The 20,720-nt window shown below is 70.2% G+C and carries 23 protein-coding genes and 1 pseudogene; 13 read left to right on the forward strand and 11 right to left on the reverse strand.

Going from position 1 to position 20,720, the window contains the following annotated elements; all coding sequences use genetic code 11:
• The first annotated feature begins 39 nt into the window (after positions 1–39).
• On the forward strand, positions 40–465 hold the full coding sequence (locus OG841_RS42690) for a DUF4267 domain-containing protein (protein ID WP_371569754.1): 426 nt from the start codon (positions 40–42) through the stop codon (positions 463–465).
• 342 nt (positions 466–807) lie between these two features.
• Here OG841_RS42690 and OG841_RS42695 read toward each other — a convergent pair whose 3' ends face one another.
• Positions 808–1,545 (reverse strand): hypothetical protein, encoded by a 738-nt coding sequence (locus OG841_RS42695; protein ID WP_328636457.1) that lies wholly within the window; start codon positions 1,543–1,545, stop codon positions 808–810.
• A gap of 315 nt (positions 1,546–1,860) precedes the next feature.
• Here OG841_RS42695 and OG841_RS42700 point away from each other — a divergent pair, with 315 nt between their 5' ends.
• The 3 genes from OG841_RS42700 to OG841_RS42710 all read left to right on the forward strand — a co-directional run bounded on the left by OG841_RS42700 (position 1,861) and on the right by OG841_RS42710 (position 4,960).
• Positions 1,861–2,859 (forward strand): hypothetical protein, encoded by a 999-nt coding sequence (locus tag OG841_RS42700; RefSeq protein WP_328636456.1) that lies wholly within the window; start codon positions 1,861–1,863, stop codon positions 2,857–2,859.
• A 497-nt stretch (positions 2,860–3,356) separates the two neighbouring features.
• Positions 3,357–4,265, forward strand: coding sequence for a carbon-nitrogen hydrolase family protein (locus OG841_RS42705; protein WP_328643453.1), 909 nt, complete (start codon positions 3,357–3,359; stop codon positions 4,263–4,265).
• 152 nt (positions 4,266–4,417) lie between these two features.
• A complete protein-coding gene (locus tag OG841_RS42710) occupies positions 4,418–4,960 on the forward strand; it encodes an MOSC domain-containing protein (RefSeq protein ID WP_365117014.1) in 543 nt (180 codons plus the stop codon).
• Positions 4,961–5,196: 236 nt separating this feature from the next.
• Here OG841_RS42710 and OG841_RS42715 read toward each other — a convergent pair.
• Positions 5,197–5,295: pseudogene (locus OG841_RS42715) on the reverse strand (helix-turn-helix domain-containing protein); the annotation flags it as partial.
• 44 nt (positions 5,296–5,339) lie between these two features.
• On the opposite strand from OG841_RS42715, the gene OG841_RS42720 reads away from it, so the two are divergent.
• From OG841_RS42720 to OG841_RS42730, 3 genes are read left to right on the forward strand one after another with little or no spacing between them, the layout of a single operon-like run.
• Positions 5,340–5,585, forward strand: a complete 246-nt coding sequence (locus OG841_RS42720; protein WP_365117017.1) for a hypothetical protein — start codon at positions 5,340–5,342, stop codon at positions 5,583–5,585.
• 33 nt (positions 5,586–5,618) lie between these two features.
• Positions 5,619–6,503: an NAD(P)-dependent oxidoreductase gene (locus OG841_RS42725; protein WP_328636453.1), complete on the forward strand. Its 885-nt coding sequence runs from the start codon at positions 5,619–5,621 to the stop codon at positions 6,501–6,503.
• 28 nt (positions 6,504–6,531) lie between these two features.
• Positions 6,532–6,954: a PPOX class F420-dependent oxidoreductase gene (locus OG841_RS42730; RefSeq protein ID WP_365117021.1), complete on the forward strand. Its 423-nt coding sequence runs from the start codon at positions 6,532–6,534 to the stop codon at positions 6,952–6,954.
• A 96-nt stretch (positions 6,955–7,050) separates the two neighbouring features.
• Here the strand turns inward: OG841_RS42730 and OG841_RS42735 are convergent, their stop codons facing one another.
• Complete coding sequence (locus OG841_RS42735; protein WP_365117024.1) at positions 7,051–7,845, reverse strand: IclR family transcriptional regulator; 795 nt, start codon at positions 7,843–7,845, stop codon at positions 7,051–7,053.
• 575 nt (positions 7,846–8,420) lie between these two features.
• Between OG841_RS42735 and OG841_RS42740 the strand changes: the two genes are divergently transcribed.
• Positions 8,421–10,208 carry a bifunctional sugar phosphate isomerase/epimerase/4-hydroxyphenylpyruvate dioxygenase family protein gene (locus OG841_RS42740; protein ID WP_371570991.1) on the forward strand — a complete coding sequence of 596 codons (1,788 nt, stop codon included), beginning with the start codon at positions 8,421–8,423 and terminating at the stop codon, positions 10,206–10,208.
• Between the two features lie 52 nt (positions 10,209–10,260).
• Complete coding sequence (locus OG841_RS42745; RefSeq protein ID WP_371569759.1) at positions 10,261–11,166, forward strand: aldo/keto reductase; 906 nt, start codon at positions 10,261–10,263, stop codon at positions 11,164–11,166.
• A 4-nt stretch (positions 11,167–11,170) separates the two neighbouring features.
• Here OG841_RS42745 and OG841_RS42750 read toward each other — a convergent pair whose 3' ends face one another.
• Together OG841_RS42750 and OG841_RS42755 are read right to left on the reverse strand one after the other, a co-directional pair.
• Complete coding sequence (locus OG841_RS42750; protein WP_365117029.1) at positions 11,171–11,626, reverse strand: pyridoxamine 5'-phosphate oxidase family protein; 456 nt, start codon at positions 11,624–11,626, stop codon at positions 11,171–11,173.
• A gap of 744 nt (positions 11,627–12,370) precedes the next feature.
• Complete coding sequence (locus OG841_RS42755; RefSeq protein ID WP_371569762.1) at positions 12,371–13,078, reverse strand: dienelactone hydrolase family protein; 708 nt, start codon at positions 13,076–13,078, stop codon at positions 12,371–12,373.
• 206 nt (positions 13,079–13,284) lie between these two features.
• On the opposite strand from OG841_RS42755, the gene OG841_RS42760 reads away from it, so the two are divergent.
• Positions 13,285–13,677 carry a VOC family protein gene (locus tag OG841_RS42760; RefSeq protein ID WP_365117032.1) on the forward strand — a complete coding sequence of 131 codons (393 nt, stop codon included), beginning with the start codon at positions 13,285–13,287 and terminating at the stop codon, positions 13,675–13,677.
• A 42-nt stretch (positions 13,678–13,719) separates the two neighbouring features.
• Positions 13,720–14,784 (forward strand): adenosine deaminase, encoded by a 1,065-nt coding sequence (locus tag OG841_RS42765; protein WP_365117035.1) that lies wholly within the window; start codon positions 13,720–13,722, stop codon positions 14,782–14,784.
• Here the strand turns inward: OG841_RS42765 and OG841_RS42770 are convergent.
• From OG841_RS42770 to OG841_RS42780, 3 genes are all read right to left on the reverse strand, one after another.
• The gene (locus OG841_RS42770; RefSeq protein WP_371569765.1) at positions 14,772–15,281 is read right to left on the reverse strand and encodes a mycothiol transferase; all 510 of its coding nucleotides are present in this window, start codon (positions 15,279–15,281) and stop codon (positions 14,772–14,774) included. The genes OG841_RS42765 and OG841_RS42770 overlap by 13 nt on opposite strands.
• 28 nt (positions 15,282–15,309) lie before the next feature.
• The gene (locus OG841_RS42775) at positions 15,310–16,806 is read right to left on the reverse strand and encodes a carotenoid oxygenase family protein (RefSeq protein WP_328636443.1); all 1,497 of its coding nucleotides are present in this window, start codon (positions 16,804–16,806) and stop codon (positions 15,310–15,312) included.
• A gap of 62 nt (positions 16,807–16,868) precedes the next feature.
• Complete coding sequence (locus OG841_RS42780) at positions 16,869–17,792, reverse strand: LysR family transcriptional regulator (RefSeq protein ID WP_328636442.1); 924 nt, start codon at positions 17,790–17,792, stop codon at positions 16,869–16,871.
• Between the two features lie 124 nt (positions 17,793–17,916).
• On the opposite strand from OG841_RS42780, the gene mgrA reads away from it, so the two are divergent.
• Positions 17,917–18,912, forward strand: coding sequence for an L-glyceraldehyde 3-phosphate reductase (gene mgrA / locus OG841_RS42785; RefSeq protein ID WP_365117040.1), 996 nt, complete (start codon positions 17,917–17,919; stop codon positions 18,910–18,912).
• 49 nt (positions 18,913–18,961) lie between these two features.
• On the opposite strand, the gene OG841_RS42790 is transcribed toward mgrA, so the two are convergent.
• The 3 genes from OG841_RS42790 to OG841_RS42800 form a co-directional block, all read right to left on the reverse strand.
• Positions 18,962–19,105: a hypothetical protein gene (locus OG841_RS42790; protein WP_371569768.1), complete on the reverse strand. Its 144-nt coding sequence runs from the start codon at positions 19,103–19,105 to the stop codon at positions 18,962–18,964.
• Between the two features lie 58 nt (positions 19,106–19,163).
• Complete coding sequence (locus OG841_RS42795) at positions 19,164–19,448, reverse strand: DUF1905 domain-containing protein (protein WP_371569770.1); 285 nt, start codon at positions 19,446–19,448, stop codon at positions 19,164–19,166.
• Positions 19,449–19,519: 71 nt separating this feature from the next.
• Positions 19,520–19,903: a nuclear transport factor 2 family protein gene (locus tag OG841_RS42800; protein ID WP_328636439.1), complete on the reverse strand. Its 384-nt coding sequence runs from the start codon at positions 19,901–19,903 to the stop codon at positions 19,520–19,522.
• 330 nt (positions 19,904–20,233) lie between these two features.
• Here OG841_RS42800 and OG841_RS42805 point away from each other — a divergent pair, with 330 nt between their 5' ends.
• The gene (locus OG841_RS42805; RefSeq protein ID WP_371569772.1) at positions 20,234–20,644 is read left to right on the forward strand and encodes a hypothetical protein; all 411 of its coding nucleotides are present in this window, start codon (positions 20,234–20,236) and stop codon (positions 20,642–20,644) included.
• The last annotated feature ends 76 nt before the right edge of the window (positions 20,645–20,720 follow it).

Consider the following 20,720-nt stretch of genomic DNA (forward strand, 5'->3'; position numbering starts at 1 on the left):
CGCCGAGAGAACCGACTAGGTCTCGCAAGGGGGAGAACAATGTCGCTGAACAAGATCAATACCGTACTGACCACCGCCTTCATCCTCTTCATCCTCTGGTTCGGGACGGAGTTCATCCTGAGCCCGGAGACGACGGCGCCGGGCTTCGGCCTGCCGAGCCGGCCGTCCGGCGACGGCGGCGGCTTCCTGGTCGTCAAGGGAATCCGCGATGTCGTCCTGGCCCTGGTCCTGGGCGTCCTGCTGGTGACGGGCCACCGCCGGGCGCTGGGCTGGGTGCTGTTGGTGGAGGCGCTCGCCGCGTACGGCGACATGACTACGGTGCTGGCCCACCACGGCTCCGTGGCCACCGCGCTCGGCGTCCACGGCCTGACCGCGACACTGATGGTGGTCAACGGACTGCTGATCATGCGCGAGACCCGCAAGGGCGCGGCCGCTCCGGTCGCGCCCGCCCCGCGGCCCACCTGAGGCGCGGACGGGGCGTGATCAATCCGTGGGTTTCGCCCCCGTTCCAGGCGCGGCAGGACGACGAGCCGGTCCGGGTCCACCTCGACCGGCTTCGCCGCCGCGATCAGGCAGGGCATCGAGCACGCCGGCGTCTCGACCCCGCCCGGCTGGATGCCGCATCGGCGGCGGCTTCGCCGCCGCGATCAGGCAGGGCATCGAGCACGCCGGCGTCTCGACCCCGCCCGGCTGGATGCCGCATCGGCGGATCGCCACTCCTTTCGCCCACGGGGACCGCTTGCATCGAGGGCCATCGATCGAGTTCGAGCTGGGTGAGCTGGTCAGGACTTGTTCCCCGACGGCCTCCTACTGCGGTCGCATCAGGTCCACGTCCTCACCCCAGGCATCCAATACCGCGCCGTGCCCAGCTCGTCGGGCCACTGCCTCGACCCGGGCGAAGAGACGACGCTGTGTCGACACGTCGCCTGTTCCTGTGATGTGGTCCGCGGCGTCGAGCAGCATGCCAGTCTCCCAGCCAGGCAGCGGGAATCGGGCAAGCTCCCATTCCAGATACTTGTTGTAGGGACGGGGACGACGGTCGAGAGCGAAGAGCAACTCCAGCAGAAACCGGATGCTGTCGGCGGCATCAAGCCGGGCCGCGAGCGCATGTCCGTCGCGGTCGTTCTTGACCGAGCGGTAGAGGGAGTTGGCGTAGGCATCGAGCCATTCGCCCGCCTCTCGGAAGGCTTCATCGGTGTCGAGGCGTGCCTTGCCGGCCAAGATCTGGGCGATACCTCCATCGAGCCGGTCGAGCACGACCCGGGCGCGGGCGAGGGCATACCGCTCGAAGCCGGGCATTCCAGCGGCGCGGAACTCATCCAGGGAGAGGATGACGAGATCGAGTTCCGGGGTGCGGTGACCCGCAAACCGGGTGAGAGCCGTCGTCGCGCCGGCTTCGAGAACGACGTACAGGTCGTGGTCGGAGTGCTCGGTGGTCATGCCCTCGTGGGCTCGGGAACCCTTGAGGACAAGGCCTACGACAGCAGAATCAGCGGTGGCGAGTTCGACGAACGTGTCGTAGGTGATGGCCTTCTGAGCAGTCATTGATGATCTCCGGTGTTGTGATGACGGGTACGCCAGCCGGGTGGTCCCGAACGCATCGGGGCCACCCGCACCGTCTGCGGCGGCACTTGGCCGCCGCCCGGAAGATCAACTCACATGCGGACACTATCGTCCGGCCAGGCGAAAGGTCTCGCATGTGGCCGCACAAGCACGACACGCACGCAGGTCAGTCGTGAGCCCTGGAAATCAACGCGCGGCCCAGGTGCGGAGACATAAGCACCCACTTGTGGAATGCGGATCGAGTCGACCGGCCAAGGGCATCATCGGCGCCCGGTAGTCGCCGTCTACGCTCTTGGCATGCAGCGCAGTGATGTCACGCGAGACGACGGCACATGGGTGGGCCTGTCCTTGGACGTACAGCACCGTCACCAGCCGGAACTGTGTGTTTTCACTGCTGGGTCACGGCTGCTGATATCCCAGCTGTCGCGGCCTGTGCTGCTCGCCGTCGTCGAAAAGCCCCTCCAGGGCGTGGACTTCTGGCGTACCGACGAATACCGCTCCTTCGTCCCACCGTTGCGCGCCGACGTGGGGCGTGCCCTGTCGGGCAGCCGGCAAGGTTGGGCTCACCGCTTCGCGCAATACCTCATCGACCCGCCGGGCAGCCCGTTGCACGAGGGCCGGTGGCTCCTCTCGTGCGAGAGCCCGCTCCCGCGCTGGCGCCACGCTGCCACTTCGCACGCCGAGTACTGGAGCTCACTGCTCGTCGAGGGCCATCCGGACGGATACATCGACTGGTTCTTCCACTCCACATCGTTCGAGGTCCTGCCGCTGCGGCCCATGCCCGGCCCCGGCGACAGCCGAGTCAAGGCGTACCGCAAGCAGGTCCGCGAGGGGACGCTCCCACCCGTTCTGCTGTGGTGGGTCAGTGGCCTGGACTGTCATCTGATCCTGGACGGTCACGCACGACTCGCCGCGGCGATCGCCGAGTCCGTTGAGCCTCCGCTGCTGCATGTGCACCGCACCGTGCCGCGCGATGACCTGGCCGCACGTATCGATGACGCCGTGGGCTTCTATGAGTACGAACTGGCACGCTTCGCCGAACTCCGCGCCATCCACGGTCCCACCGTCCCGGACGGCGCCGCCACAGCCGGCCCACAGCTCGTCCGCCTCCTCCACGATGTGAACACCGCGGAACAGCCGACCTGGGCCTGGCCCTTGCCCGGAGGGGAAGGCCGGTGGCGTCGCATCGCACGCGAGGTGACCGTCGGCAGGGACTGGCTCCGTACCCAAGCCCTGCCGAATCACATTCCCCGACCATCACGTCGGGGCGTACCGCGAGGGACGCTCCACCTGTGACGAAGGACTGCTTCTCCCGGGCGCACGAAGCCCTTTCGCCCGGACAACGCGCTGCCCGTCGACATGACGATCCCGGACGACCCGCTGGTCTGCTTGATCGGCGCAGCGGGTTCGGGTAGATCGGCGTGGGCTGCCAGCACCTTGCCGACACGCAGGTCCTCGAACTCGACATTCGACGGTGCGCTGGACCTGCTGAAGGATGTTGACGGAGTCTGCGAGTGACGGCATGATGACCGACTGCGTGGCCTACGCCGAACCTCCCGCGACCGTCCCCAGCACGGTCTCCTGTCGGAGGCAAAGGGACCAGGGTCTCAGGTCGTTGTTGCAGCCCGATCGCCTCGTGCGAGGTTGCTGGGGAGCCGTCGCTCAAGGCGTGGAAGGCCGCGATGACAGCCCGTAGGAACTTCAAGAGCCAGGTGCGCGCCCGCGCCGCCAAGACCGGCGAGTCCTACACATCCGCCCTGCGGCACTTCCGTCCGACTCCATCAGGAGACGTCATGTCGGAAGCAGGGAATCCCAAGAGCGTGCGGCTCGCCGTAGCGCAGACGCTCGTACGCGATGACCCCCGAGACGCTGAAGCGCTGCGCCAAAGCGGGCGTGAGGTCCGTGCTCTGATGCGTGAGGCCAGGGCTCAGGGAGCGAGGATCGTGCACTTTCCGGAAGGCGCGATCTGCTTTCCCAGCAAGTTCGTCATGTCCGTCGACGGCCCTGACGCGGTCGGCCCGGCGGACTGGGGCCGGTGCCAGTGGCCCGTGCTCCAATCGGAGTTGGCCGCGATCGCCGAACTGGCCCGCGAGTTGCGGCTGTGGACGGTGATCCCGTCGGTGCACCGCCTGACCGGCCCGAACCGCCCGCACAACAGCCTCTACGTCATCTCCGATCGGGGCGAGGTCGTCACGCGCTATGACGAGCGCCTGCTGTCGAAGACGAAGGTCTCGTACATGTACTCGCCGGGCGTCTCACCGGTGACGTTCGAGGTCGACGGTGTGCGCTTCGGCTGCCTGCTCGGCATGGAGATCCACTACCCGGAGTTGTTCGCAGAATACGAGAGGCTGGATGTCGACTGCGTGCTGCTCTCCACCAGCGGCACGCCGGGCAACTCCACCGCCCCAGCCCAAGTCCAAGGCCACGCCGCGTTCAACAGCTACTGGGTCAGCCTGTCGGGGCCGGCACAGGACAGCGTCACCGCACCGACCGGAATCGTCGCTCCCAACGGCGACTGGCTTGCGCGGTGCCCCGCGGACGGGTCGCCGTCGGTAGCCGTCGTGAACCTCGACGACAGCTCCGAGGCCGCCGCCTCGGCACTGACCTACGCGCGTCCCTGGCGTCGTGAGTCGCGCTCGGGCCTCTACACCGAACACCAGGTGAGCGACCCTCGCAGCGAAGACCGGACCGCTGCCTTCTAGCTGTCCGTCCCTCACCTTGGTGAAACCGCTGACGAGCGGAAGGCGCCCTGTACACCGGCTTACGGTCTCACCCGCGATTGAATGTGGCTGCTGTGCGTTGAGCCCAAGGGTTAGGGTCGTGGCTGACCATTGTCACTGGAGGGGATCCGAGGATGAGCGGGATAGTGGCGGCAGTCAGCAGCAACGGTGAGTACTCCTTCACCAAGCCGAACCGGGACAGCATCATGCTGCTCGCCGGGCTCGGTGTGGAGGGTGATGTGCATGCCGGCGTGACGGTCAAGCACCGCTCTCGGGTCGCGCAGGACCCCACCCAGCCGAACCTGCGCCAGGTCCACCTCATCCATGAGGAGCTCTTCGCCGAGGTCAGCGCAGAGGGATTCAAGGTGAGGCCGGGTGACCTCGGCGAGAACATCACCACCCGCGACATCGATCTGCTGGGTCTGCCGGTCGGCACGCTGCTGAGCATCGGCGACCATGCGGTGCTGGAGGTGACTGGCCTGCGCAATCCCTGCCTGCAGATCGACAACTTCCAGGATGGGCTGCTCAAGCAGGTTGTCGGCCGCGATGAGGCCGGGAACGTCGTGCGCAGGGCCGGAATCATGAGCATCGTGAAGCAAGGCGGCCCGGTGGGCCCGGGCGACACGATCAAGGCGGAGCTTCCCAGCGGACCGCACCGGCCTCTGGAGCGGGTCTGACGTCTCCTTTGGGCGAGCCGCGAAGTGGCCTGGGCCGCGCGGGTTCTTGTGGTGTGAACATCAAGCAGGCCCGCGCGCTGTGAGTGCGTCCGGCATGAACGGCGCCAGGGCAGCCGAGCCGCCAGGCCCCACGGCGCCTATCGCGCGACACCGTGGCCCTCGCCGGCTTCCTCCACGGTCCGGATGTGCCGGGCGAGCGGGGCCCGCGCCGGAGGCGCTCGCGCATCCGGGCGACGCGCACGGATCTGGGCGGTCACGGTCGGCTGCGGTAGCCCGAGGAGCGGGGCCGCGGCGGTGAAGGTGCCGGAGCTGTGGACGGCAAGGAAGGTGCGCAGGAGGTTGAGGTCCGCCGTCGGCCGCGCACCTCGTAGAGTTCCAGGTGTCGGCTACCGAGACCGCCTGGACCGTCAGGCGGGACGGCGAGTCCGAGGAGCGGTTCGACGTGCCGCCCGGTCGGCTGGTGGAGGATCTCCCCGGTGGCGGGGTACGCGTCCCGACGCAGGAGACGCGGATCGGCGAGCCCGCCGCCGCGCCGGCCCAGGAGCGTCCGAACCCGATGCTCAGCAGCCACCGGGCGTGGCTCGACGGACTGATCCGCGCCGCTTCCGGCAAGCTCGACGCCTGACCGCACATCCGCACCCCGCAGAGAGTTGACCTCATGACCGACAAGCTCACCGTGAGCGTCCTGGGCACGGGCATCATGGGCGCCGCGATGGCCCGCAACCTCGCCCGCGCCGGACACACCGTCCGTGCCTGGAACCGCAGCGCCGCCAAGGCGCAACCGCTGGCCGCGGACGGCGTCGAGATCGCCGACAGCCCCGCCGAGGCCGTGCGGGGCGCCGACGTCGTCCTGACCATGCTGTACGACGGTCCCGCGGCCCTGGACGTCATGCGTCAGGCCGCCGAAGGGCTCCGCCCGGGCATCGCGTGGGTGCAGTCGACCACCGCCGGCGTCGAGGGAATCGCCGAGCTGGCCGCCTTCGCCCGCGAGCACCGACTGGTCTTCTTCGACGCGCCCGTTCTGGGCACCCGCCAGCCCGCCGAGGCCGGTCAGCTGCTGGTCCTCGCGGCCGGCCCGGTCGACGGCCGCGGTGCGGTGACCCCCGTCTTCGACGCGGTCGGCGCGCGCACGGTGTGGACCGGCGAGGACGGTGCCGAGGGCAGCGCGACCCGGCTGAAGCTGGTCGCCAACAGCTGGGTGCTCGCGGTGACCAACGCGGCCGGAGAGGCCCTCGCCCTCGCGAAGGCCCTCGGCGTGGACCCGCAGGGCTTCTTCGACGCCATCGACGGCGGCCCCCTGGACATGGGCTACCTGCGGGCCAAGTCGGGCCTGGTCCTCAACGACCAGTTGTCGCCGGCCCAGTTCGCGGTCTCCACCGCCGCCAAGGACGCCCGCCTGATCGTCGAGGCCGGGGAGCGGAGTGGAGTCCGCCTGGACGTGGCCGCCGCGAGCGCCGAACGCTTCGAACGCGCCGCCGCCCAGGGGCACGGCGACGAGGACATGGCCGCCGCCTACTATGCAAGCTTCGACGAGAACGCCTGAACCCAAGGCTTTCGAGGAGGAACCCTTCGTGTCCAAGCCCCCGCTGCCGCCCGCGGCCGTCGAACTGCTGCGCCGCCCCAACCCCTGTGTCATGGCGACCCTGCGCTCCGACGGAACGCCGGTCTCGACCCCCACCTGGTACCTCTGGGAGGACGGCCGCGTCCTGATCAACCTGGACGAGGGCCGGATCCGGCTGCAGCACCTGCGCCGCGACCCGCGCGTCACGCTCACCGTCCTGGACGGCGACAACTGGTACACACACGTCACGCTCATCGGCCGCGTGACCGAGATGTACGAGGACGAGGGCCTCGTCGACATCGACCGCCTCTCCACCCACTACGGCGGCCGTGCCTACCCGAACCGGGTCCGGGCCCGCTTCAGCGCCTGGATCGAGGTCGAGCGCTGGCACGGCTGGGGCGAGATGAAGGACAGTGACCAGGCTTCCGGGTGAGGAGACCGCGGCGAGGGCGCGACCGCACCCTCGCCCGCCCGTCAGCGGACCGAGCCGGGCCGACTCGGTCTGATGCGGAGTCCCGGCCGCCGGGTGTCAGACGGTGCTGCTCAGCGGGTGGCTGAAGCCCTGGCCGGAGATGAGGCGGGCGCCCTCGGCGAGCTCCGTGGCGAAACGTTCGACGGCCTCGTAGGGGAACCGGTGGCTGGGGCCGCTCAGGGAGAGGGAGGCGACGACCTTGCCGGTACGGCCGGTCACGGGCACCGCCACGGCGGTGAGCCCCTCGTCCCACTCGCTGCTGCTGACGGCGTAGCCGCGTTCGGCCGCCTCCGTGACCCACGCCCGCAGCCGCTCGACGTGTGCCTCGCCCTGCGGTGAGGCCGCCGCGACCCGGAGCAGGAACACCTCCGAGGCGTCCCGCAGCAGGATCTTCGAGGAGGCGCCGGCCCACAGCGGCTGTTCGTCGCCGACGTCGACGACATGGCGCAGCGGGTGTGGGCTCTCCTCATGGGCGACGCAGATGCGGTGGACGCCTCGGGCGACGAAGAGATTGACGGTCTCGCCGAGCCGGTCCGCGAGATCGCGCATGACCTTCCGGGTCTCCTGCGGCACCTCCCACTGGCTGCGCGCGAGATAGGCCCAGCGCCACAGCGCGGGCCCCGCGACGTAGCCGGACGGGTGCGAGCCCAGCAGGCCGGTCTCCTCAAGGGTCTGGACCAGACGCAGCGCGGTCGTCTTGGCGAGCCCCGTCGACTCGGTGATCTCCCGCAGGGTGATCACGGGCCGGTCCTCGGTGAGCAGGGTGAGGATCTCGAAGGCCCGCCGCACACTGCGCACCCCACCCGCCTGCTGATCGGAGTCGCCGCCCGCCCCCGCCTGTCCCTCACTCACGCGCTGCCTCCCCGTACGTTTCCTGCGGCCCTCGGCCGATGTTGTTCCCGACCGTAGTCCGCTGTGCGGACCAGGGAAACCGCAAGGCCGAAGAGATCTCGTTCGAGCGGCTCGACGGGGCCTTGTTCGAGGAGCCCACTCCCTCTAGGCTGACCGCACAGCGGATCAGTAGGACCATCTAGTGGTCACCTTGGAGTCCCAGTGACAGCTGCAGTCCTCACGGCACCGGAACGCATCGCCACGGTTGAGGCTCGGGCGGAGCCGTTCTGCGGACCGGGCGATGTGATCGTGGAGAGCACGGAGTCGGGCTGTGCGGCACGGACTTGGCGGTGTTCCACGGCAAGCGGGACGCCCCGGCCCTGCGTCCCGCCGTGGACCGGGCCGTGCCCGGAGCCACGGTGGTGCTGCGCGGGTCGAGGATCTACGACCACCTCGGCGACTTCAGCGCCGCCATGACCGAACTGCCCGCGGTCCGGCTTCCCGCGCGCGGGCGCAGGAGGCCGGGGCCGCCGGACGGGCCGGGAAGACCTGGATCGACCTCGGGAGCGAGTATGCGCACGACCACGGGAGCGAGTATGCGTAAGTCCATCGCCACCGTCTGCCTCAGCGGCACCCTCACCGAGAAGCTGACGGCCGCCTCACGGGCCGGCTTCGACGGCGTCGAGATCTTCGAGAACGACCTTCTGGCGAGCCCGCTCGCCCCCGAGGAGATCGCTGCCCGCACAGCCGACCTGGGCCTGAGTATCGACCTTTACCAGCCGATGCGGGACATCGAGGCGGTCCCGGAAGAGATCTTCGCCCGCAACCTCAGGCGCGCCCGGCGCAAGTTCGAGCTGATGCGCAGGCTCGGCGCCGACACCGTCCTCGTCTGCTCCAGCGTCGCCCCACAGGCCGTGGACGACGACGCCCTCGCGGCCGAGCAGCTGAGCCGACTCGCCGACCTGGCCCAGGAGTTCGGCATCCGGGTGGCCTACGAGGCACTCGCGTGGGGGCGGCACGTCAGCACGTACGGCCACGCCTGGCGGATCGTCGAAGCCGCAGACCATCCTGCGCTCGGCACCTGCCTGGACAGCTTTCACATCCTCTCCCGGGCTTCCGGACCCGAGGACCTCAAAGGCATCGCGGACATCCCCGGCGACAAGATCTTCTTCCTCCAGCTCGCCGACGCCCCCTTGATGGCCATGGACGTCCTCCAGTGGAGCCGCCACTACCGCTGCTTCCCCGGGCAGGGCGGCTTCGACGTGGCCGGACTCCTCCGTCACGTCCTGAACGCCGGATACGACGGCCCCCTGTCCCTGGAGGTCTTCAACGACGTCTTCCGCCAGGCGGACGCGGGCCGCACCGCGCTGGACGGGCTGCGCTCCCTGCTCGCCCTCGAGGAGAACGCCGGCGTCTCCCCGCTCCCGGCTCCGGTGATCCCCTCCGGCGTGGCCTTCGCGGAACTCGCCACCAGCGACCCCGAACCCGTCGGCGAACTCCTCTCCGCTCTCGGCTTCACCCGCACCGCCCGTCACCACGGCAAACCGGTCGACCTCTGGGAGCAGGGTACGGCCCGGGTCCTGGTCAACACGGGTGCCGCCGGCCGCCGTACCGACACCACCCTGGCCGCCGTAGGCCTGGAGACGGCGGATCCGGCGGCCTCCGCCCGCCGCGCGGAAGCCCTGCTCGCACCCGCCCTGCCCAAGCGCCGTGCCGCCAGGGACGTTCCGTTGGAGTCGATCGCGGCCCCCGATGGCACCGAGGTCCTCTTCTGTGCGACCAGCCGTCCCGAACTCCCCAGCTGGACCGACGACTTCACCTGCACGGCCGAGAACGGACCCGGGGACGCCATGGTCATCGACCACCTCGCGCTGACCCAGCCGTGGCACCACTTCGACGAATCGGTGCTCTTCCACCGCACGGTACTGGGCCTCAGCCCGCACGAGACCGTCGAACTCGCCGACCCCTATGGCCTGTTCCGCAGCCGAGCCCTGTCGGCCTCGACCGACGGGCCCCGGCTGGTCCTCAACCTCGCGCCCGCTCCGGAGGATGGCGGCGAAACCCGAGCCCGGCACGTGGCGTTCGCCGTCGACGACATCGTCGCCGCGGTGCGCCGCTTCCGGGCGGCCGGGGCAGGGCTGCTGCGCGTCCCGGCGAACTACTACGACGACCTCGATGCGCGATTCGATTTCGCCGAGGGGGAGTTGGAGACGTACCGCGAGCTGGGCATCCTCTATGACCGTGACGAGCGGGGCGGCGAGTTCCAGCACTGCTACACCGAGACGGTCGGCCACGTCTTCTTCGAGTTCGTGCAGCGGACCGGCGGTTATTCGGGGTTCGGCGCGGCGAACGCGCCCATCCGGCTGGCCGCGCAGCGAAGGTAGGAGTTCGGAAACTGCCGACGGTGGTGGGCCGGAGGTGTGTCATCATCCGCCGATGACCTCCGAAACGATCACCGCGGACGCGGCAGGCACTTGGACACTCGGCGATCTCACCGTCAACCGCGTCGGCTTCGGCGCGATGCGGCTGACGGGCAGCGCGGCCTTCCACTTCGGCACCCCGAGCGACCGGCAGCGGTCGATCGCCGTGCTGCGCAGGGCGATCGAGCTCGGCGTGAACCACATCGACACGGCCGCCTTCTACTTCTCCTCGCTGCGCTCCGCCAACGAGATCATCAACAGCGCACTGTCCCCGTACCCCGACGACCTCGTCATCGCCGCGAAGGTCGGGCCCTTCCGGGACTACACGGGCGAGTGGGGCACCTCGGCCCGACCGGAAGACCTGCGCGGTCACGTCGAGGAGAACCTCCGTCAGCTCGGCCGCGACCACCTCGACCTGGTGTATCTCCGCCGGATGCGCCAGGACTCGGTCGCCGCGCACTTCGGGGCCCTCGCCGAACTGCGCGACAAGGGGCTGATCCGGCACCTCGGCATCTCCGACGTCGAGCCCCGGCACCTTGCCGAGGCGCAGGCCATCGCGCCGGTGGTGTCCGTGCAGAACCGCTTCGGGCTCGACTCCCGCAACCGGGTCACCGACGACATGGTGCGGATCTGCGGCGAACAGGGCATCGCCTTCGTGCCGTTCTTCGCGATCGCCGGGGACGCCGGAGCCGAGGGCGCCACCACCGCTCACGACGAGGCGGTGCTCGCCGTCGCACGGGCGCACGACGCGACCCCCGCCCAGGTCCGGCTCGCCTGGACCCTCGCCCAGGGCCCGCACGTCCTGGCGATCCCCGGCACCTGCAACCCCGACCATCTCGCCGAGAACATCGCGGCCGGCGCGCTGAGGCTCACCGACGGCGAGCTGGAGATCCTGAACTCACTGCATCAGAAAGCCGGTTGATAGATCAGACGGCCCACACGCCGTCCTGCATGACGTGCCGCCCGCGCATCTCGTGCTGCCCGTGAAGGGCCTGCACCGTGCGCGGGCGCACCTGGAAGAAGGCGTAGGAGGCACTGTCGAGGCGCGGGTCCCAGCCCGTCTTCGCCAGAAAGACGTCGATCGCCCCGGGCGGCACGTCCTCCCCGCTATAGGTCCGCACATCCCCGTCGATGAGCACGACGTCCTGGGTGTCCCCGAACGCCAGCCGGGTGCGCCCGCCGTCGCGCAGATTGCGGCCCGTGGGATTGGTGATCCGCGTGGACAGCCAGACGGACTCGCCGTCCCAGGCGAACCACAGCGCGACCAGACACGGCAGCCCGTCGGCGTCCGCCGAGGCCACCCAGATGTCCGTCTCGCGCTCCAGCCGGGCCAGTACGTCGCGCTTGCGCTGTTCGGGGGTGCGGCTCTCGGTGATCGTCATGGCCGGGACGCTACCGGCCGCCTCGCCCCGGCGCCTCGGTCCGGGGCCCTACGACCGCCGCCCGAGGCGCCGCCCACCCGCGGAGTCCGACAGGCAGTCCCGCCTCACTTCCGGCAGCGTTGACGTCACCGTCCCCACCTGCGGGCTCGCTCGAGCGGGAACCCCTCGGCAGGCGTCCCGCCCGCCGCCACAGGCTCCTCCGCCGTGCGGCCGCGCGCACTGGTCCGGCCCGTAGCCGATCGGGCAGGCCGTCGTCATGGGCTCCTCGTTGTGCGGCTGGGCCCACGGGTCCCGCCTGAGTCGGTCGGGCAGGCCGCCGTTATGGGCTTTCCGTTGTGCGGTTGGGCGCAGTGGTCCGGCCTGAGTCGGTCGGGTCGGCCGCCGTTATGGGCTTTCCGTTGTGCGGTTGGGCGCAGTGGTCCGGCCTGAGTCGGTCGGGTCGGCCGCTGTCATGGGCTTTCCGTTGTGCGGCTGGACGCACCGGGCCGTGCCCGTCTCAGTCGGCCGGGCAACAACGTTGATCGCCGCAGCCCTGATCCGTGCTGGGGCACCCCGCTTCGCAGCCGGTCCGGTCCGGACCGTCGCGGAGCGTCTGAGCTTTGGAGCGGGCCGAGCCGCCCCAGGGCACCCGCGCCGTGCAAGCAGCCCAGAGCCACCACGGGGCGCCCGCGCCGTGCAGCCGGTCCGATCCGTCGCAGTGCACCCCGCCGTGCAGTCCAGCCGCCCTGCTCCTCAGCGCAACCCCTAGCCCAGCCGCTCGTGCAGGAAGGGCACCGTGCTCTCCCATGCGCGGGTGGCGGACTCGGCGTCGTAGACCGGGCGGCCGTCGTTGAAGAAGGCGTGGTTCGCCGGGTAGAGGCGCAGGTCCGGGGTGATGCCCGACTGCTGCCGGACGGCCGCGCGCAGAGCGTCGAGGCTCTTCGCCGGGATGCTCTCGTCGAGCTCGCCGTAGTGGCCCAGGATCTCCGCCTTCAGGCCCGAGAAGTCGGGCAGCTCGCCCTGGATCACGCCGTAGAACGGCACCGCGGCGCTCACCCGGGGGTCGGCCGCCGCCAGGTAGAGGACGAAGCCGCCGCCCATGCAGAACCCGACCGCGCCGACGGTGTCCGAGGTGACCTCGTCCAGCGACAGCAGATGGTCGACCGCGCCGGAGAGCAGTTCCACACCCCGCGAGACCGGGAGGTCCTGCATCATCCGCAGGGCCTCGGCGCTCTCGTGGGCGACATTGCCGCCGTACAGGTCGGGGGCGAGGGCCACGAAGCCCGCCGCCGCCAGCCGGTCGGCGACGTCGGCGATGTGGTCGGTCAGGCCCCACCACTCCTGGATGACGATGACGCCCGGCCCGCTCCCGGACGGCGGCAGCGCCAGATAGCCGTGCGCGGTGGTGCCGCCGCTCGGGAAGGTGACGTTCTGGCGGGCGGGAGCTCCAGTCGACTTCGGCAGTTCTGTCATGGTGCTCGACTCCTGTGCGGCAGTCCGGTCATGGGGCGCCGGAGCCGTGACCCCGGCGGTGATCACCAGCCTGTCACGCGGCACACGGCCCACGCACAGGAGCCCCGGCCGACCCGACTGGCGCCGACAACGTTTTACGTATAACCTCTCCCGTCAACCACCCGCTACCAGCCGTAAAGCAGCCGCCCCGAGAGGACGTCGTTCCGATGAGACGCGTCGCCCTGGTCACCCTCGTCGTCGACGACTACGACGAGGCGATCCGCTTCTACACCGAAGCCCTCGGCTTCCGGCTCGTCGAGGACACGCCCCGCTCCGACGGCTCCCGCTGGGTCGTCGTACGGCCGGACGACCGCGAAGGCGGCACCGACCTGCTGCTCGCCCGCGCCAAGGGTGAGGCTCAGCGGACTCGGGTGGGGAACCAGACCGGCGGGCGCGTCGGCTTCTTCCTGCACACCGACGACTTCGCCCGCGACCACGCCCGCATGCTCGGCGCGGGCGTGACCTTCCTGGAGGAGCCGCGCCACGAGCCCTACGGCTCGGTCGCCGTCTTCCAGGACCTCTACGGAAACCGCTGGGACCTGCTCCAGCCCGCCGACTGACCTTCACGACACCCCTGTTCGAAGTCCGAGGAAGACCCCGCCATGACCGCTACGCGCGTAGACACCGAACTGATCCGCCGCCTCCCCAAGGCCGTCCTGCACGACCACCTCGACGGCGGCCTGCGCCCCGCCACCGTGGTGGAACTCGCGGCGGAGATCGGCCACACCCTGCCCACCACCGACCCGGACGAGCTCGCCGCCTGGTACTTCGAGGCCGCCAACTCCGGCGACCTGGTGCGCTACATAGCCACCTTCGAGCACACCCTCGCCGTCATGCAGACGCGTGAGGGCCTGCTGCGCACGGCCGAGGAGTACGTCCTCGACCTGGCCGCCGACGGGGTCGTGTACGGCGAGGTGCGCTACGCCCCCGAGCTGAACACCGACGGCGAACTGACCATGGCCGAGGTCGTCGAGACGGTCCAGGAGGGCCTGGCCGCCGGCATGGCGAAGGCCGCCGCCGCCGGCACCCCGGTACGGGTCGGCACGCTGCTGTGCGGGATGCGGATGTTCGACCGGGTGCGCGAGGCCGCCGACCTGGCCGTGGCCTTCCGGGACGCCGGTGTCGTCGGCTTCGACATCGCCGGCGCCGAGGACGGCTTCCCGGCCGCCGACCACCGGGACGCCTTCGAGCACCTGCGCCGCGAGAACGTGCCGTTCACCATCCACGCCGGTGAGGCCCACGGCCTGCCCAGCATCCACCAGGCCGTGCAGGTGTGCGGCGCCCAGCGCCTCGGCCACGGCGTGCGGATCACCGACGACATCGTCGACGGCAAGCTCGGCCGGCTCGCGGGCTGGGTCCGGGACCGCCGTATCGCGCTGGAGATGTGCCCGACCTCCAACCTGCAGACCGGCGCCGCCACCTCGATCGCCGAGCACCCGATCACGGCCTTGAAGGACCTGGGCTTCCGGGTCACCCTCAACACCGACAACCGACTCGTGTCCGGTACGACGATGACCCGGGAGATGTCCCTGCTGGTCGAGGACGCGGGCTGGACGGTCGAGGACCTGCGCACCGTCACGGTGAACGCGCTCAAGAGCGCCTTCATCCCGTTCGACGAGCGCAAGGCCCTCATCGACGACGTCGTCCTGCCGGGCTACGCGCTCTGAAGCAGCCCCCGCACATAGGCGGCCTGTCCGACGTGCTGGAGATCGTCGGACAGGACGCTGATCAACCGGACCCCCAGGGTGACCGGCGGATCCCAGTTCTCGTCCACGACCCGGTCCAGGTCCGCGGCCGTCAGCCCGCGCAGGGCTTCGAGGCTCTGGGCGTGCACGGCGTCGTAGTAGCCGGTCAACAGGTCGGCGGAGTCGACCCGCACCTTGGCGACCTGCGCGGAGGTGTGGCCGTACCCGATGTCATGGGGCTTCAGGTCCAGGCCGAAGCGCTTCTCCCAGTCCTGGGTCAGCCAGACCTGGTCGAGGTCGAGGGCGCCGGCCACGTGGTCGTCCTGGACCCGGGTGAGATGCCAGACCAACCAGGCGACGGAGTTGGCGTCGGGAGCGGGGCGACGGTGGAGGTCGTCGAGGGTCAGTCCCTCGACGGCCGCGTGGACCTCTTCCTGGATGCGGGTGTACGCGTCGATGAGGATGTCCTTTGCATGCATGGTCTCCACCATCGCGCATCGCGCCGCGTCACGCGTCGGGAATCCAGCTCCCGTGGAAGCCCAGCGGCACCCGCCCCGGCAGATGGATCCGGGCGACCGGCTCGCCGCTGAAGTCCTGGGCCGCGAGAATCACCAGGTCCGAGGCGCCGCGATCGGGGTTGTGCACATACGCGATCGCGTACCCGTCGTCCTCCGCGGCCCGCTCGTCGCAGGGGTCGGACGGCACGAACACGGCCTCGCTCGCCGCCGCTCCCCGGGGCAGCCGGTGCACCTGCGAGGTGCCGCGCAGCAGGTCGTGCTTGATGAGCGCGTTGCTGAACGCCCGGTCGGGCGGGTTGCCGTCGACCGCCTGATAGGCCAGCGCCATCTCCGCGGCCGCCGCCGAGTAGCCGTAGCGGTGCCGGCGGGACACCAACGCCTCGTTGACGCGTGGGAATTCCTGAGGGCGGTCGTCGAGGGTCCGGGTCCGTACCCGCCCCTGACGCAGGTCCACCGTCCAGCGGTCCAGCCGGGGGGTGCCCGCTCCGTACGGCCCTCCCGAGCCGTTGCCCGCCACGAGGAAGGGCGCGTCGAAGTTCGTCATGTCGATGACCAGGTTCGGGCCCTCCTCGTACGCGTTGAGGGTGTGCGAGTAGTACACCGGGTCGACCTCGAACCAGCGGACCGCGCCCCCGGCGCGAGGCAGCACGCCGACCCGTGCCGGATGCCGGTCGTTCCAGACGTACGGCACGATGTCGCCGCGCTCGGCGCCCGCCGCGTCGAAGGTGACCGGCATGTCGAGGATCACCACATGGTTCTCGGTGAGCGCGAAGTCATGGATCATCGGCGCGTCCGCCACCGGGATCCGTGTGCTGCGCGAGACGCGGCCCGCCGCGTTCACGACCAGGTGCCGCACATGGTCCCAGGTCGGGTAGTAGGCGATCGCGTGCAGTTCATCGGCGTGGACGTCGTACTTGGTGTGCGCCGTGAACGCGCCCTCCAGGGTGCCCCGGAAGTCGTAGGTGCCCACGGTGTTCAGCTCGTCGTCGAGTTCGTACGGCAGCGGCCCGCTCTCCTGGAGCGCCAGGATCCGCCCCCGGTACGGGATCACGTGGGTGTTGCAGGGGAAGTCGTCCGGCGGCACCGGGCCCGGGTAGGGCTCGCCGAGCTTCTTCGCGACCTGGGACGAGCGCACCCAGCGGTTGCGGTACCACTCCGCGCGGCCCTCGCGCAGCCGGACGCCGTGCACCATGCCCTCGCCGAGCATCCAGTGGTGGGCGCGCGGGTCCTCAAGGCCCAGAGCGTTGGGGCCGTTGCGCAGATAACGGCCGTTGAGCTCGCGCGGGATGCGGCCGGTGACCGGCAGGTCGAAGGCCGTCAGCTCCTCGGTGACCGGCTTGAAGGCGCCCTCCAGGAAGGGGAAGCGGCGCGCTGTCCGGGGAGCCGCAGCGGCGGGCAGCGCGCCCGCCCCGGTGCCGACGAGCGCGCCGGCCGCCGTGATCGCCGCCGCGCCGCGCAGTACGTTCCGTCGTGTCGGGTCCGTCATCTTCCCTACTCCTGACCGTGGTTGTTCTCGGGAACGGTCATGAGTCTGGTGCGCGGGACGGATCAGGTCACGAGGGGTGGACCCCCGTCGGGGGGTGTACTCAGACCCCCTGTTTCCAGCAGCGCCATCAGCGCCCGCGCCGCCGGACTCGTCGCCTGCGAGGGCGGCAGCAGGGCGACCGTCTCGTACACGGTCTCGCCGGTGCCCTTGACCGGCAGAGCCGTCAGCGACGACCGCTTGTGCCGGAAGTGCTGGGGCACGACGGCCACGCCGAGGTTCTCGTCCACGAGGTCGAGGAGACTGTGCACGTCGTTGACCTCCAGCGCGACGTTGCGACGCAGTCCCGCGGCGGCGAAGGCGGCGTCGGTCGTGCGGCGCGGGCCCCAGTCGGGATGGAAGTCGACGAAGACCTCGCCGCCCAGATCCTCCGGTGTCACGGCCGCGCCGACGGCCGCGAGCCGGTGGCTGGGGTGGCACAGCACGGTCATGGGCTCGCTCGACAGCGGTACGACGCGCAGCTGGTCGGTGTCCTGTTGCGCCGCCCGGACGGCGAAGGCCAGATCGAGCCGTCCGGCGGCGACCTCCTCGGCGAGGGCGGCGGACCCCGCCTGGCGCAGACAGATCTCGACGTCCGGATGCTGGCGCCGGAACGCGGCGAGCAGCCCCGCCACGTGCAGCCCGGCGATGCACTGCTCGGAGCCCAGCGCGAGCATCCCGCGCAGCACCCCCTGCACGGCCGCCACCGCCTCGTGGGCCGCGCGCACCTGTGCGAGGATCCGCTCGGCCTCGCCGAGCAGTGCCCGCCCCGCCGGGGTGAGCGTCACCCGGCGCGTGGTCCGCACGAACAGCGGGGTCTGCAGCTCCCGCTCCAGCGCCCGGATGGACGCGGACAGTCCCGACTGGGACACCAGGAGCCGCTCGGCGGCCCGCGTGAAGTGCTGGTCCTCGGCGACCGCCACGAAGTGTTGGAGATGGCGCAGTTCCATGATTGAGAAGCCTATCCGCTGAATTCCATCGGATTCTTCTGTTGGACCAATGCCCCCAGGTCGCGAAAGAGTGGATACAGGTTCAAGACCCTGGTTCCACCGTGCCAACCCCTCTGGAGTCGCGTTGTACACCGCACACCCCGACCGCTACGTGGAGATGCCCTACCGGCGCACCGGACGCAGCGGCCTGAAGCTTCCCGCGATCTCGCTCGGTCTGTGGCACAACTTCGGCCCGGCGGACCGTACGGTCGAGACCCAGCGGGCCATCCTGCGCCGCGCCTTCGACCTCGGCGTCACCCACTTCGACCTCGCCAACAACTACGGGCCGCCGCCCGGCGCCGCCGAGTCCGCCTTCGGCGAGGCCCTCAAGGCCGACCTCGCGGCCTACCGCGACGAGCTGATCGTCTCCACCAAGGCCGGATACCTGATGTGGCCCGGCCCGTACGGCGAGTGGGGTTCCCGCAAGTACCTGCTGTCCTCGCTGGACCAGAGCCTCACCCGGATGGGTCTGGACTACGTCGACATCTTCTACTCGCACCGGCCCGACCCGGAGACTCCCCTGGAGGAGACGATGGGCGCCCTGCACACCGCGGTCCAGCAGGGCAAGGCGCTCTACGTCGGCATCTCGAACTACTCGGCCGAGCAGACCCGCGAGGCCGCCCGCATCCTCGGTGAGCTGGGCACCCCGCTCCTCATCCACCAGCCGCGCTACTCGATGCTGGACCGCCGCCCCGAGGAGGGCGGTCTGCTGGACGCGCTGGACGAGCTCCAGGTCGGCTCCATCGTCTTCTCCCCGCTGGAGCAGGGCCTGCTGACCGGCCGCTACCTGGACGGCATCCCCGAGGACTCGCGAGCCGCGAGCGACAGCCCCTTCCTGAACTCGGACGCGGTCACCGCGGACCTGGTGCAGCAGCTCCGCGAGCTCAACGACATCGCCAAGGGCCGCGGCCAGACCCTCGCCCAGCTGGCCCTGGCCTGGGTCCTGCGCGGCGGCCGCGTCACCTCGGCCCTCGTGGGCGCCAGCAGCCCGAAGCAGATCGAGGACAGCGTGGGCACGATCGCCAACCTGGACTTCGACGCGGAGGAACTGGCGAGGATCGACGCGATCGTCAAGGCGTGACCGGCGCGGCCGTCATGGCCGCGGGAGGTTGAACGGACGGGCACCGGCTTCAGGCCGGTGCCCGGGCTCGTTGCGCCTGGCGTGCCCATGGCCACAGGGTGACCCGACCCGGGGCGGCGGCCTGCACGCGGTCGAGGCGGCGCTGCGAGTCGCCCGTCACGTCACCGGCCGCTCCGGTGTCGTCGGGGGGCACGGTCGTTTCCAGGGGCGTACGGCCGCCCCGCGTCGGGGGTCCCGTGGGGCAGGCCTGATCAGCCGGTTCGCTCCTCGATCCGCACGGTGACCGTGTCCCCGGCCTCCTTCCCGATGGCCTTTCGCACGTCGGCCTTCACCGGCAGCATGTGGGTGCCGTCCCCGAGCGCCATGAAGGAGCTCCGGAAGGGGTGCCCGTCGATCGTCCCGCGGACCTTCACCAGTCCGCGGGTGCCGAAGAACTCGACGGAGGCGGGCCAGTGGACACAGGTCCAACTGCCTTTCTCCGGTTTCCTGCTGAGGACCGCGGTGAATTCCGCGTCCACTTCCCCGGTAGTGGCCATGAGGGTCTCCCTCGCCGGTGGCTTCTCTCCAGGAGACCACCGGCGAGGGGAAAACTCATCGCGGCCGTCGCTCACGCCCCGTCCGGAACCCGGTCGAGAAATCCGAGCACGGTCCTGATCCGGCCGTCACCGGCCAGCGTGATCACGTCGGATCCGGCGACGGGCGCCGAACCGTCGACCTCGCTCACGAGTTCCCAGGAGAACCGCGCGGTGTCGTGATGCCCGTCGACGGCGCCGGTGAGCCGGAACGCGAAACCGGGGAACTGCTCGTGGGCCGCCGCGATGACCCCGGCGATCTGCTCGTGGCCGACCACGTCGGCGAGCGGGTCGGTGTAGCCGCCGCCCACCGCCCAGGCGGCCGCCACGGCTTTCGTACGCGCCTTCGGCTCCCTGGCGTTCCAGGCTTCGAAGTAGCGGCTGACGGCGTTCTCGTAACGATCTGTGTTCGCGGGCATGGGTGATCAGCCTCCGTCGAGGTCGTCTGTGCTGGTGGGACCTGATACCGCAACCCTGCCCGCGCCCCTCGGAACCGTCGATTACTTCCCGGGTAATGACGTTTGAGTGTGTACCCGTCAGATTTCGGCCAGGAGGGCGGGCGAATATGCCAGGAGACTGGCCAAAAAGATGTGGTGACAGTGTTTCAGTAGTGAACATACTCGACTGACAGGTCTTCACATCGAGCGAAGAGTCCGTCACGTACAGCACGGAGAACCGCGTACCGCGCATGAGCCGCACGAAAGCGAGGCCCTGCCGCCAGGTGAACGGAGCAAGCGGGGGAGTGGATCGTGCACGACGAATTCCTGTGCCATGTCACGGGGTACGGCATCTGCGACGGGCGGCGCATCGGCGTACCGCTCGGAACCTATCGCGCACCCACCCTCGCCCTCGCCCTGTGGTGGTTACGTGACCGGGCCTCGTGGATCGCCGACCGATTAGACCCCCAGCCCGAGGCCGAGTACTTCCCGGCGGGCGCCCTCGCCCCCGTCGCCGGCACCGTGCGCGACGTGCCCGCCGTCATGCGGGCCTGGTGTGCCGACCTGTACCAACAGGATCTGGTCGCCGACGAGTTGGCGGCCGGCCGGCTGGTCCGGATCGCCGCCAGTGACGACACCACCGAGTACGAACTGCTCGCCGAGTCCGTGGACGCGGTGAGAATGCACCGGATGGCCTCGGCGCTCTTCACACCGGTCGCCTGAGCCGGGCCGACGCCCTCTGTGCGCGGCGCCCGAACCGTGCCGCCAGGCGGCAAAGGTGGTGAATCGGTAGAATTCT

Source organism: Streptomyces canus, assembly GCF_041435015.1.
GTDB lineage: Bacteria > Actinomycetota > Actinomycetes > Streptomycetales > Streptomycetaceae > Streptomyces > Streptomyces canus_G.